The 11,599-nt window shown below is 46.1% G+C and carries 15 protein-coding genes and 1 riboswitch; of the genes, 12 read left to right on the top strand and 3 right to left on the bottom strand.

Going from position 1 to position 11,599, the window contains the following annotated elements; all coding sequences use genetic code 11:
* Nucleotides 1-62 precede the first annotated feature (62 nt).
* Nucleotides 63-1,382 carry a diaminopimelate decarboxylase gene (gene lysA, locus JNUCC21_RS12345; protein ID WP_012117893.1) on the top strand — a complete coding sequence of 440 codons (1,320 nt, stop codon included), beginning with the start codon at nucleotides 63-65 and terminating at the stop codon, nucleotides 1,380-1,382.
* Nucleotides 1,383-1,426: 44 nt separating this feature from the next.
* On the opposite strand, the gene JNUCC21_RS12340 is transcribed toward lysA, so the two are convergent.
* Nucleotides 1,427-2,329 carry a DUF1002 domain-containing protein gene (locus JNUCC21_RS12340; RefSeq protein ID WP_025284949.1) on the bottom strand — a complete coding sequence of 301 codons (903 nt, stop codon included), beginning with the start codon at nucleotides 2,327-2,329 and terminating at the stop codon, nucleotides 1,427-1,429.
* Between the two features lie 284 nt (nucleotides 2,330-2,613).
* Between JNUCC21_RS12340 and JNUCC21_RS12335 the strand changes: the two genes are divergently transcribed.
* From JNUCC21_RS12335 to ribT, 9 genes are all read left to right on the top strand, one after another.
* Complete coding sequence (locus JNUCC21_RS12335) at nucleotides 2,614-3,045, top strand: peptidylprolyl isomerase (protein WP_003153363.1); 432 nt, start codon at nucleotides 2,614-2,616, stop codon at nucleotides 3,043-3,045.
* A gap of 149 nt (nucleotides 3,046-3,194) precedes the next feature.
* Nucleotides 3,195-3,686 carry a CcdC protein domain-containing protein gene (locus tag JNUCC21_RS12330; protein WP_052827617.1) on the top strand — a complete coding sequence of 164 codons (492 nt, stop codon included), beginning with the start codon at nucleotides 3,195-3,197 and terminating at the stop codon, nucleotides 3,684-3,686.
* 79 nt (nucleotides 3,687-3,765) lie between these two features.
* Complete coding sequence (lepB, locus tag JNUCC21_RS12325) at nucleotides 3,766-4,341, top strand: signal peptidase I (protein ID WP_032861567.1); 576 nt, start codon at nucleotides 3,766-3,768, stop codon at nucleotides 4,339-4,341.
* Nucleotides 4,342-4,588: 247 nt separating this feature from the next.
* The gene (locus JNUCC21_RS12320) at nucleotides 4,589-4,933 is read left to right on the top strand and encodes a hypothetical protein (protein WP_007409423.1); all 345 of its coding nucleotides are present in this window, start codon (nucleotides 4,589-4,591) and stop codon (nucleotides 4,931-4,933) included.
* Between the two features lie 119 nt (nucleotides 4,934-5,052).
* Nucleotides 5,053-5,199: riboswitch (FMN riboswitch) on the top strand.
* Nucleotides 5,200-5,330: 131 nt separating this feature from the next.
* Nucleotides 5,331-6,446, top strand: a complete 1,116-nt coding sequence (ribD, locus tag JNUCC21_RS12315) for a bifunctional diaminohydroxyphosphoribosylaminopyrimidine deaminase/5-amino-6-(5-phosphoribosylamino)uracil reductase RibD (protein ID WP_015240125.1) — start codon at nucleotides 5,331-5,333, stop codon at nucleotides 6,444-6,446.
* Nucleotides 6,427-7,074: a riboflavin synthase gene (gene ribE, locus JNUCC21_RS12310; protein WP_216061711.1), complete on the top strand. Its 648-nt coding sequence runs from the start codon at nucleotides 6,427-6,429 to the stop codon at nucleotides 7,072-7,074. Before ribD ends, ribE (JNUCC21_RS12310) begins: the two co-directional genes overlap by 20 nt.
* A gap of 14 nt (nucleotides 7,075-7,088) precedes the next feature.
* Nucleotides 7,089-8,285, top strand: a complete 1,197-nt coding sequence (locus JNUCC21_RS12305) for a bifunctional 3,4-dihydroxy-2-butanone-4-phosphate synthase/GTP cyclohydrolase II (protein WP_003153371.1) — start codon at nucleotides 7,089-7,091, stop codon at nucleotides 8,283-8,285.
* Between the two features lie 32 nt (nucleotides 8,286-8,317).
* A complete protein-coding gene (gene ribE, locus JNUCC21_RS12300) occupies nucleotides 8,318-8,782 on the top strand; it encodes a 6,7-dimethyl-8-ribityllumazine synthase (RefSeq protein WP_003153372.1) in 465 nt (154 codons plus the stop codon).
* Nucleotides 8,783-8,898: 116 nt separating this feature from the next.
* Nucleotides 8,899-9,273 carry a GNAT family N-acetyltransferase RibT gene (gene ribT, locus JNUCC21_RS12295; RefSeq protein ID WP_003153373.1) on the top strand — a complete coding sequence of 125 codons (375 nt, stop codon included), beginning with the start codon at nucleotides 8,899-8,901 and terminating at the stop codon, nucleotides 9,271-9,273.
* A 65-nt stretch (nucleotides 9,274-9,338) separates the two neighbouring features.
* Here the strand turns inward: ribT and JNUCC21_RS12290 are convergent, their stop codons facing one another.
* Together JNUCC21_RS12290 and JNUCC21_RS12285 are read right to left on the bottom strand one after the other, a co-directional pair.
* Nucleotides 9,339-9,860, bottom strand: coding sequence for a DUF309 domain-containing protein (locus JNUCC21_RS12290; RefSeq protein ID WP_003153375.1), 522 nt, complete (start codon nucleotides 9,858-9,860; stop codon nucleotides 9,339-9,341).
* Between the two features lie 88 nt (nucleotides 9,861-9,948).
* Entirely contained in the window at nucleotides 9,949-10,038 is a 90-nt protein-coding gene (locus JNUCC21_RS12285) for a YjcZ family sporulation protein (protein ID WP_003153376.1), read from the bottom strand.
* Nucleotides 10,039-10,245: 207 nt separating this feature from the next.
* Between JNUCC21_RS12285 and JNUCC21_RS12280 the strand changes: the two genes are divergently transcribed.
* Together JNUCC21_RS12280 and scpB are read left to right on the top strand one after the other, a co-directional pair.
* Nucleotides 10,246-11,001 carry a segregation/condensation protein A gene (locus tag JNUCC21_RS12280; RefSeq protein WP_007409427.1) on the top strand — a complete coding sequence of 252 codons (756 nt, stop codon included), beginning with the start codon at nucleotides 10,246-10,248 and terminating at the stop codon, nucleotides 10,999-11,001.
* The gene (gene scpB, locus JNUCC21_RS12275; protein WP_007409428.1) at nucleotides 10,991-11,584 is read left to right on the top strand and encodes an SMC-Scp complex subunit ScpB; all 594 of its coding nucleotides are present in this window, start codon (nucleotides 10,991-10,993) and stop codon (nucleotides 11,582-11,584) included. Before JNUCC21_RS12280 ends, scpB begins: the two co-directional genes overlap by 11 nt.
* Nucleotides 11,585-11,599 lie beyond the last annotated feature (15 nt).

Genomic DNA, 11,599 nt, shown 5'->3' with positions numbered 1-11,599 from the left:
AGGACAGCTCAAAAGAAGCTGTCCTTTTCACCCATATGCGGATCAGAAAGAGGGAATGAGCATTGTTCTTACATGGCACAAGCAGACAAAACAAACTAGGTCATTTGGAAATCGGAGGTGTGGACGCGCTGTATTTAGCGGAGCATTACGGCACGCCTCTTTATGTTTACGATGTGGCTTTAATACGTGAGCGCGCTAAAAGCTTTAAACAGGCATTCATTGACGCGGATTTAAAGGCGCAGGTCGCGTACGCGAGCAAGGCGTTTTCTTCCGTTGCGATGATACAGCTCGCTGAGCAGGAGGGGCTCTCATTGGATGTTGTATCCGGCGGAGAGCTGTTTACGGCGGTTGCGGCTGGTTTTCCGGCTGACAGGATTCACTTTCACGGCAATAACAAAAGCGAAGAAGAGTTGAAAATGGCGCTCGATCATCAAATCGGCTGCATTGTCGTTGATAATTTTTATGAAATATCCTTACTCGCGGAACTGTGCCGCAAATCAGGGCGCACAATGGATGTGCTTCTGCGGATCACTCCGGGGGTAGAGGCGCATACGCATGATTATATTACAACGGGACAGGAAGATTCCAAATTCGGTTTTGATCTGCATAACGGGCAAATAGAAAAGGCGATTGAACAAGTATTACAGTCAGACCATATCCGTCTTCTCGGCGTTCACTGCCACATCGGATCGCAAATTTTTGATACGGCGGGCTTTGTGCTGGCCGCAGAAAAAATCTTCGCAAAACTGAATGAATGGAGAGAATCATTCGGCTTTGTCTCTGAAGTGCTGAATTTAGGGGGCGGCTTTGGCATCCGCTACACGGAGGAGGATGAACCCCTTCATCCCGCCGTTTATGTGGAAAAAATTATCGAAGCGGTAAAAGAAAACGCAGCACTGCACGCTTTTGACATTCCGGAGATCTGGATTGAACCGGGACGCTCGCTCGTCGGAGACGCCGGAACGACGCTTTATACCATCGGTTCGCAAAAAGAAGTGCCCGGCACCCGTAAATATGCAGCGGTTGACGGGGGCATGAGCGATAATATCCGTCCTGCGCTGTATCAGGCGAAATATGAAGCCGTATCGGCAAACAGAATCGGAGAACACCACGATAAAACGGTATCCATCGCGGGTAAGTGCTGTGAAAGCGGTGATATGCTCATTTGGGATATAGACCTTCCGGAAGTGAAAGAAGGCGATCTTCTCGCCGTTTTCTGCACGGGAGCATACGGATACAGCATGGCTAACAACTACAACCGCATTCCGCGTCCCGCCGTCGTTTTTGTGGAAGACGGCGAAGCGCATCTTGTCATTAGAAGGGAAACTTATGAAGACATTGTAAAACTGGATCTGCCGTTTAAGACGGGGGTCAAACAATAAATAAAAAAGAGACCGGAACAATGGCGTCCGGTCTCTTTTTGCATTCAGCTGTTGTTAGAACTTGATCCGCTGTCTCCTGTAAATACAGACACGATCGCATTCCAAATCGAAGCGAAGAAATCAATGACTTTTTGAACAAAGCTTTTGCCTTCATCGGATTGAATGAACTTCGTGATTTTGTCTTTTGCCTTGTCAAGCTGGCTGCCGACTTGGCCCCAATCAATCTTGGCATTTTTCATTTTATTAAACAATGAAACGAGCTGGTCTTTTTGAGCGTCAGTCAGTGTAATGTTAAGGTTTGAAGCCGCATCATCGACCTTTTTCCCGATTCCTTCTTTTGTATCGGGCACACCGTTTTTCGCGAAATCATCTTTAATGTTTGCGATGAGCGCGGAGGCGTTTTTATCACCGATTTTATCCCCGAGATTTGAAGTGGTGACAAGCTCTTGGTTGGCGACCTGTTTTACATCTTCTGAAATCGCTTTGTCTGATGAGACTTCATATGCCTTGATGATTCCCGTTAATGCTGCGGTGCCTGATACCTCAAACGGCGCCGTCACGTATACTTTCGCATCTTTCACTCCTGCTGTCATCAGGGCGTTTAAGTACATTTCATCCGTGATGGAATTGATATTATGGGTCTTAACGTCAAGCCCGGACCCTTTCTTTGCCACCGTGATGGATGATGAAGAGATGGCTCTTGTGCCGATTTGGGCATTCGATATATATTTTCCCAGATATTCATGTTCTTCTTTATTCGTGACCGTCACTTTTGTCGCGTTATCAGGGACACTTAATTCGTCAAGCACTTTCTGACGGTTTTCGTTTGACAGATCCGCCCCCAGTGTGACGATGACATCTCCGACTGCGGCATCGGCCAGGCTGATTTTCGGTATTGTGCACAATACAACGGCCGCCGCCAGCAATCCAATCCACATTTTTTTCAAAGCGGTTAACCTCCTTCTTTTCACAAATGCCGTTTTGAAGCGGTTTGTGAGGACCTGCGTGAAGCAGTTCCGATACATAGACGGCTGTGAAGCTGTTCTGGTTTCATTTTCTTTCTGCGGAAGCGGGGAGATTCGTTTTCCGGCTGAAGGTGTGGTATAATAGCCGCGAAAAGAAGAGCAGAGGCCTCTTCCTTCAAAAGAATATCAAAAAGAAAGCCGGCTTACAATTGAAATTCATATTGAAGAAGGCTTTGACAAAAAACAATACGGAAGTAGGAATGAGAATGAAAACTGGTTACATCGAAATGGAAAACGGCAGCAGAATTGAATTTGAACTTTATCCGAATGAAGCGCCTAATACAGTCGCTAACTTTGAAAACCTGGCGAATACGGGCTTTTATGACGGCGTTATTTTCCACCGCGTGATTCCGGGCTTTGTCAGCCAAGGCGGAGATCCGACTGGGACAGGCATGGGCGGAAGCGGAAAAACGATCAAATGTGAAACAGAAGGCAATCCGCATAAACACGAAGCCGGTTCTTTATCAATGGCGCATGCCGGTAAAGACACGGGTTCAAGCCAATTCTTCATCGTACATGAGCCGCAGCCGCATTTAAACGGCGTTCATACTGTATTCGGAAAAGTGACAAGCGGTTTAGAGCATGCGAAAAACATGTCTAACGGAGACAAAATGAAAGAAATCCGTGTAGAAGGATAATGACGGAAAACCCGCCTTTTTCAGGCGGGTTTTTTTATGTATATGAAAATTCTCATGTGTAAATCATGAAAAAATACATATATGAATGATAGTAGTTCCTCTGGTATAGTGATAAAGACCGATTACAACAATGAAAAGAGGTAGAAACGTTGGTTCAATTGGCAACCGTTTTATTTGTCATTATCATTCTCGCACTTATAATTTGGTTCAGGGTGAAAAAGGGGAACAGGCCGATTAAAGGCGGCGGCTTCGGCATCATTCTCCCGCTTTTGATTATCGCCGTCATTTTTACATTCAGCATCAGCCAGCTCATGAATATCCCGGGAAAGCCGTTTCATTTTCCCGCTCTTTGGGAGCTCGCCATCGCCGGACTGTTAGGCGCGGTATTCGGCGTCATCATGCTGTCGCAAACCGCCTATGAAATCCGGGAAGACGGCTTTGTCTACTCCAAGCGGAATAAAAACTTTAAATATGTCATTATCGCGATTATTGCGATCCGTATCGTGCTCAGCCAATATTTCAAAAACATTGACGCGGCGGAATTCGCCGTTTTAACGATGGAACTTGCTTTTGTGTATTTGTGCATTTGGCGGATCGGAAGCTTCGTGAAATACCGTAAAATCAGCAGATCCAGCTTATAAAATGAAAAAATGGATGAGGTGCGGGGCTTATTTGCCCTCTGTGCAGGGATTCATGGTAAAATAAAAACGACCATGGCTAATGGGAGGAAATCACTTGAAATCAGAAAAAGAAAAAACTTCTAAAAAAAGCGCCGTACTTGATTGGGCGAAAGCCATTATCATCGCTGTCGTTCTGGCACTGCTCATCCGAAACTTTTTATTTGCCCCTTATCTCGTTGATGGAAGATCAATGGATCCGACGCTGCATGACCGCGAGAGAATCTTTGTCAATATGACGGTCAAATACATAAGCGACTTCAAACGCGGCCAGATCGTCGTTCTGAACGGAGAAAACGAGCACTATGTCAAGCGGATTATCGGACTTCCCGGCGACACGGTACAAATGAAAAACGACCAGCTGTACATCAACGGCAAAAAAGTGTCCGAACCGTATTTAGCGGCAAATAAGCACAAGGCGAAGCAAGACGGCTATGACCGGCTGACAGAAGACTTCGGCCCGGTGAAGGTGCCGGACGACAAATATTTCGTCATGGGTGATAACCGCAGAGAATCTATGGACAGCCGCAACGGCCTCGGTCTTTTTACGAAAAAACAAATAGCGGGCACATCAAAATTCGTCTTCTTCCCGTTTAATGAAATTCGCAAGACGAAATAAACCGTACAGGCAGTTTTCTTCATGAGGAAAACTGCTTTTTTATATAAATTTATCTTTCCACCCTCAAAAACAGAACATAAATTCGTATATCTATTTAATAGATAGAAAGTTTTACAGATACATGAAACATCTTCCCTTTATGAAACGTTATATGAATAACTCACGCAGGGAAGAACGGTTTTCTATTCATGAAAAAAAGGAATATGACATAGTAATGAATAGATTGATACGGGCTGGAGGTAGAAAAATGGGAAGAATTAAAACAAAAGCAGCCATTTTACTTGTACTGCTGCTGTTATTAGCGGGCGGTTATATGGTCATAAACGATATTGAACTGAAAGACGTGCCGACTGCAATCGGACAAACCCTGTCCCAGGAAAAAGAAGAATATACAGTCAAAACATATAAAATTACGAAAATCGAAGGAACTGAGTACCACGGTACGGCAGAAAACGGCACAAAAATTATTTTTAACGGCGACAAGCTGAAGCAGGATCTCTCCGACGTGAAAAAGGGAGATAAGATTAAAGCGTATTTCAGCAAATCAAACCGGATTGACGGCTTATTGAAGGTCGTCAAAGTGAACGAATAAATAAAGGCGCCTTTTATGGGAAAAGGGCGCTTTTTATTTTTCTGAATAATTAGGTGCAAATTCATTGCGCCTGCCGCAAAGGATGTTATAATAGCGGATAAGGACAAAAAAATATTGATTGTATCCTTCGGGGCTGGGTGAAAATCCCGACCGGCGGTAATAAGGCGTTTTGCGCTTTACAGCCCGTGACCCGTATGCATCTGTATACGGTGGATTCAGTGAAAAGCTGAAGCCGACAGTGAAAGTCTGGATGGGAGAAGGATGAGAGAAGCTATGCAAAAAATAAACTTACTGTATAGTCTTATTTCCTATGGATTAAAACTGGCAAAGCCCCGAACTGTGTAAACATTCGGGGCTTTTTTGACGCCAAATTGCGTGGAAGAAGGGAGGGATAACGATGGAGGAATATTATATGAATACGGCAATAGAACTTGCCAGACGCGGTGAAGGACAGACACAGTCCAATCCTCTTGTCGGCGCTGTCGTCGTCAAAAACGGACAGATCGTCGGAATGGGCGCCCATTTGCAATACGGAGAAGCGCATGCCGAGGTTCACGCGATTCATATGGCCGGCAGACACGCAAAAGGCGCCGATTTGTATGTGACGCTGGAGCCTTGCAGCCATTACGGAAAAACACCGCCATGCGCCGAACTGATAATAAAGTCGGGGATAAAAAGGGTGTTCATCGCTGTGAAAGATCCGAATCCGCTTGTAGCCGGAAAAGGCATCGGAATGCTGGAAGCAGCGGGCATCGAAGTGAAAACCGGACTTCTCAGGCAGCAGGCAGAAGAGCTGAATAAAATGTTTCTTCACTTCATGCGGACCGGACTTCCGTATGTCACCTTGAAAGCGGCCGCGAGCCTTGACGGGAAAACAGCGACTGAAACCGGTGACAGCAAATGGATTACATCAGAGGCAGCAAGGCTTGATGCCCAGCAATACAGGAAATCGCATCAAAGCATTCTTGTCGGAGCAGGCACAGTCAAAGCCGATAATCCGAGCCTGACCTGCAGGCTTCCTGATGCGGTGAAGCAGCCGGTCAGAGTGATTCTCGATACAAAGCTGACCATTCCTGAAACGGCAAATGTGCTCACTGACGGCGCTGCGCCGACATGGATATTTACGGCCAAAGGTGCAGACGTGCAAAAGAAAGACCGGCTGACCGCACTCGGAATAAAAGTTATTCCGTTGGAAACAGACCGCATTCACGTCCCTGAGGTGCTCAGTATTCTCGCTGAAAACGGCATAATGTCCGTTTATGTGGAAGGCGGAGCATCCGTACACGGAAGTTTTGTCAAGGAAGGCTGTTTCCAAGAGCTTCATTTCTATTTCGCCCCTAAATTAATCGGAGGAACGCTTGCTCCCAGCTTGATCTCCGGTGAAGGTTTTCAATCAATGAAAGATGTCCCCCATTTACAATTCACACAAATCACCCAAATCGGGCCGGATATAAAACTGACGGCCATACCTAAAGATGGAAAGGATGGTGACGATGTTTACAGGAATCGTTGAAGAAACAGGCACGATCCAAGCAATCAAAAAGACAGGCCTTTCCATGGCATTAACCATCGCCGCTTCAAAAGTGACAAGTGATGTGAAGCTTGGCGACAGCATTGCGGTAAACGGCATCTGCCTGACCGTAACCGGATTTTCTGACAATCAATTTACGGTTGATGTCATGCCGGAAACAGTGAAAGCCACTTCGCTGAACGGCTTGTCAAAAGGCAGTAAAGTAAACCTGGAAAGAGCGATGTCCGCCAACGGGCGGTTCGGCGGCCACTTTGTATCAGGGCACGTGGACGGAACGGCGGAAATTACGCGGATCGAGAAAAAAAGCAACGCGGTCTATTACGATTTAAAACTTTCGCCGGAATTGACAAAAACGCTCGTATTGAAAGGTTCAATTACGGTAGACGGCGTGAGCCTGACGATTTTCGGTTTATCAGACGAAAGCGTGACGGTATCCATCATTCCGCATACCATCTCAGAAACGATTTTTCAGACGAAAACAGTCGGATCGACCGTAAATATTGAGTGTGACATGATCGGCAAATACTTATACCGCTTTTTGCACAAAACAGAACAAATGAAAAGCAATCAAACTATCACGGAAGCCTTTTTAAGCGAGAACGGCTTTTAGAAAGGAAGATCGATATGTTTCATCCGATAGAAGAGGCGTTAGAGGCGCTGAAAAAAGGTGAAGTCATCATTGTTGTCGATGATGAAGACAGAGAAAACGAAGGAGATTTCGTAGCGCTGGCTGAGCATGCCACGCCGGAAGTGGTTAATTTTATGGCGACCCATGGGAGAGGCCTGATCTGCACGCCGCTGTCTGAAGACATCGCCGGCCGGCTGGATCTTCACCCGATGGTCGATCATAATACGGACTCACATGAGACCGCGTTTACGGTCAGTATTGACCACAGGCTGACAAAAACGGGCATCAGCGCGCAGGAACGATCCTTTACCATTCAGGCGCTGTTGAACGAAGAATCTGTGTCTGACGATTTTCAGCGTCCGGGCCACATTTTCCCCTTAATCGCAAAAAAAGGAGGCGTCCTGAAGCGGGCCGGCCATACGGAAGCAGCCGTTGACCTTGCAAAAGCCTGCGGATCTCAGGGAGCGGGCGTCATTTGTGAAATTATGAATGAAGACGGCACTATGGCCAGAGTGCCGGAGTTAGCCGAAATCGCCGAACGCCACCAGCTGAAAATGATTACGATAAAAGACTTAATAGAGTACCGTTACAACATTACGACCCTTGTGAACAGAGAAGTTGATATTACGCTGCCGACTGACTTCGGCACGTTTAGAGTTTACGGATATACAAACGAGGTTGACGGAAAAGAACATCTCGCCTTTGTCATGGGGGATGTCCCGTTTAACAGCGAACCCGTTCTTGTCAGAGTGCACTCAGAATGCCTGACGGGCGATGTGTTTGCATCCCATCGCTGTGATTGCGGACCTCAGCTTCATGCCGCGCTTGCGCAAATTGCTGAAGAAGGCCGCGGCGTTCTATTGTATTTGCGCCAGGAAGGCAGAGGGATCGGTTTAATCAATAAGCTGAAGGCGTACCGATTGCAGGAACAAGGGTACGACACGGTTGAAGCGAACGAAGCGCTCGGCTTTCTGCCTGATCTGCGCAACTACGGCATCGGCGCCCAGATTCTCCGCGACTTAGGGGTTCAGCATATGAAACTTTTAACCAATAACCCCCGGAAAATCGCCGGCCTCGAAGGATACGGTCTCAGCATTTCAGAACGGGTGCCGCTTCAAATGGAAGCGAGTGAGCATAACAAGCAATATTTACAGACCAAAATGAAAAAACTTGGACATCTGCTTCATTTCTAAAAACAAATCTCACAAAAAAGGATGGATAACATATGAATATCATACAAGGAAACCTAGTAGGAACAGGACTTAAAATCGGAATCGTCGTCGGCAGATTTAATGAATTTATTACGAGCAAGCTGTTAAGCGGAGCGGAAGACACATTGCTTCGCCACGGTGTAGAATCAAACGACATTGACGTCGCTTGGGTGCCGGGAGCGTTTGAAATCCCGTTTGCGGCAAAGAAAATGGCGGAAACGAAAAAATACGATGCCGTCATTACGCTCGGCACGGTTATCAGAGGAGCGACAACGCATTATGACTATGTCTGCAATGAAGCGGCAAAAGGCATTGCCCAGGCGGGAACGGCGACGGGCGTCCCGGTTATCTTCGGCATCGTGACGACTGAAACCATTGAGCAGGCCATCGAACGAGCCGGAACAAAAGCCGGAAATAAGGGAGCGGATTGCGCAGTATCTGCCATTGAAATGGCAAATTTAAACCGTTCATTTGAATAATTTGTTGAAAAGCGTTTAAAACAGCGGCGAAAATGATATAATGTGAGGAAACGGATCGCCTTTATGTATCCGTTTGATAGGACATGAATGGACATTTTGGATATAGAGGGGTTTTTATGTTAATTCGTTATAAAAAATCGTTTGAAAAGATTGCGATGGGTCTTCTGTCATTTATGCCGAATGAAAAAGATCTCAAGCAGCTTCAGCAGACAATAAAGGACTATGAAACGGATACTGGCCGCCAGCTCTTTCTTTGGAAAGAGGATGAAGATATCGTCGGAGCGATCGGAGTCGAAAAAAAGGACTCAGAAGTTGAAATCCGGCATATCAGCGTGAATCCTTCTCACCGCCATCAAGGAATCGGAAAGCAAATGATGGACGCCTTAAAACGTCTGTTCAAAACGGAGGCACTCGTTCCGAATGAATTAACGCAAAGCTTTTTTGAACGCTGTCAACATCAAAAAGATCAGGATATCTCATATAATAACTGACAAATGCTCCCGGAATCTTCACGGTTTCGGGAGCTGTTTTGATATAGAAAAAGCAGGGCTGACCGTCAGCCTCTGCTTTTTTTTCTTCTCTCAATTTCCCGTTCGCGTTCCTTAATGACATCCGTCCTGTCCCGCAGGCGGTGTTTATGAATAAGAAAGGTATCTGATACGCCGTCTTGCCCCCATGTATAGCCCTTTCGGCGGCATTCGGCAAGACATGCTTCTTTCAGGGCTTCATCTGTAATCGGCAGCATAACACTTCTGTAAGGCAGGCCCGCTTCTATATCGTCTGACAGCGTTTCTATCAGCTCAATCAGCTTCGGGTGGCTGAGACCGAGAGAACAGACCGCCTGCTTTTCAGACCGGAGAATACGTAAGCTGTTGGCAATCAGCCGTTTCGCCCCGGCTTCATTTCCCCTGCGCTGGTGATACAGAGCGACGGCAAGCTGAATCAGGCCGACCCAATGAATGCTCCGCTTTTCAGCCGGGCTTTCTTTCCAATATTCCTCTAACAGTTCATGACACTCAAAATAATCTCTTGATGCGTGAAATTCGGCCAAAAAGCCGATATAAGCTTTAGGATACAAGCCGATTCCTCCTTTTATGCTAAAACCAGTGTACCACAGCGCTATGAAAAGGAAAAAAAGAGCGGCTTGGTGTCTGAAGCCTGAGGAACTAGCAGATGTAAGATGCTCCTACGACAACGAGCAAAATAAACAGAACGACAATTAATGCAAAACCTCCGCCGAAACAAGCTCCGCTCATGTGAAATCAGCCTCCCTTTGTTTCAAGTTTACACGGCTATCATATGTGCATCCGCCTTTAAAGGTATAGGCGTATATCTTCTTTTTCAGTATTTTCTAAATAACGGAGGACGTGTATAAAAGTATTGGACGAGAGCATTTCGGTGGATTATACTAAAGGGTAGCCAGTTTTTCCGGCAATGAGAGTGATATTGAAAATGGTGAGATAATGGTAGAATATCAAGTGAAAATTGATACGTTTGAAGGCCCATTGGACCTGCTGCTTCATCTGATTAACCGTCTTGAAATCGACATATACGACATACCCGTGGCAACCATTACTGAACAATATTTATTATATGTACATACAATGCAAGAGCTTGAACTTGATGTCGCCAGTGAATATCTGGTCATGGCGGCGACGCTTCTCAGCATTAAAAGCAGAATGCTGCTTCCGAAACAAGAGGAAGAGCTGTTTGAAGACGAAATGCTTGAAGAAGAAGACCCTCGGGACGAGCTGATTGAAAAGCTGATTGAGTATAGAAAGTATAAAACCGCTGCGAAGGATTTAAAAGAGCGGGAAGAAGAAAGACAAAAGTCATTTACAAAGCCGCCGAGTGATTTAAGTGAGTATGCAAAAGAAATCAAACAGACCGAGCAGAAACTGTCGGTGACCGTTTATGACATGATCGGCGCGTTTCAAAAGGTGCTTCAGCGTAAAAAAATCACGCGGCCGAAAGAAACGACCATTACAAGACAGGAAATACCGATTGAAGACAGAATGAACGAAATCGTAAAAAGCTTAAAAACGGCGGGGAGAAGAATAAACTTCACGGAGCTTTTTCCCTCTCGGCAAAAGGACCATCTCGTCGTGACGTTTTTAGCAGTCCTGGAACTGATGAAAAATCAGCAGATTATCATTGAACAGGAAGAAAACTTTTCAGATATATACATTACGGGGAGTGAATCCATTCATGGCGCTTGATATCGTGAATTGGAAAGCGATTGTGGAAGCCTTGCTGTATGCGGCGGGTGATGAAGGGCTGACCAAAAAGCAATTGGTGACGGTGCTTGAAATAGAAGAAGCGGAACTGGCCGGAATCATGGAAGAAGTGGCCGCTCAGTACAAGGAAGACGACAGAGGCATCGAGCTTACCGAATATGCGGATACGTATATGCTTGGAACGAAAAAAGAATTCGTGCCTTATTTGAAAAAACTAATCGAAGTGCCGTCAAAAGGGCTGTCACAGGCTTCTTTGGAAGTGCTGGCGATCGTTTCGTACAAGCAGCCGATCACACGGGCGGAAATTGAAGATATCCGGGGCGTGAAGTCTGAGCGGATTCTGCACAGCCTCGTGTCAAAAGCGCTGCTGTGTGAGGTGGGCCGCGCCGACGGTCCCGGCCGGGCGATTTTATACGGCACGACACCGGTATTTCTTGAACAATTCGGCTTAAAAACATTGGAGGAGCTCCCGCCGCTTCCTGAAAATGCGGAGGAAGACGTTCTCCAGGAGGAAGCCGATTTATTCTTTGAAAACTTCAACCAAACTTTTGAGGATATTAAATAATAATCGTTTTTCATC

The organism is Bacillus sp. JNUCC-21, from assembly GCF_041222765.1.
In the GTDB taxonomy this organism is placed as follows: Bacteria; Bacillota; Bacilli; order Bacillales; family Bacillaceae; genus Bacillus; species Bacillus velezensis.
Note: the sequence above shows the minus strand (reverse complement) of the source record. Positions and strands in the feature narration are given on the sequence as shown.

Bases quoted from the DNA above. Each gene is read 5' to 3' on its own strand.
- JNUCC21_RS12335 (WP_003153363.1), top strand. From the start codon at position 2,614: ATGAAAACTGGTTACATCGAAATGGAAAACGGCAGCAGAATTGAATTT.
- lepB (WP_032861567.1), top strand. From the start codon at position 3,766: ATGGGAGGAAATCACTTGAAATCAGAAAAAGAAAAAACTTCTAAAAAA.
- JNUCC21_RS12320 (WP_007409423.1), top strand. From the start codon at position 4,589: ATGGGAAGAATTAAAACAAAAGCAGCCATTTTACTTGTACTGCTGCTG.
- ribD (WP_015240125.1), top strand. From the start codon at position 5,331: ATGGAGGAATATTATATGAATACGGCAATAGAACTTGCCAGACGCGGT.
- ribE (WP_216061711.1), top strand. From the start codon at position 6,427: ATGTTTACAGGAATCGTTGAAGAAACAGGCACGATCCAAGCAATCAAA.
- JNUCC21_RS12305 (WP_003153371.1), top strand. From the start codon at position 7,089: ATGTTTCATCCGATAGAAGAGGCGTTAGAGGCGCTGAAAAAAGGTGAA.
- ribE (WP_003153372.1), top strand. From the start codon at position 8,318: ATGAATATCATACAAGGAAACCTAGTAGGAACAGGACTTAAAATCGGA.
- ribT (WP_003153373.1), top strand. From the start codon at position 8,899: ATGTTAATTCGTTATAAAAAATCGTTTGAAAAGATTGCGATGGGTCTT.
- JNUCC21_RS12285 (WP_003153376.1), bottom strand. From the start codon at position 10,038: ATGAGCGGAGCTTGTTTCGGCGGAGGTTTTGCATTAATTGTCGTTCTG.
- JNUCC21_RS12280 (WP_007409427.1), top strand. From the start codon at position 10,246: ATGGTAGAATATCAAGTGAAAATTGATACGTTTGAAGGCCCATTGGAC.
- scpB (WP_007409428.1), top strand. From the start codon at position 10,991: ATGGCGCTTGATATCGTGAATTGGAAAGCGATTGTGGAAGCCTTGCTG.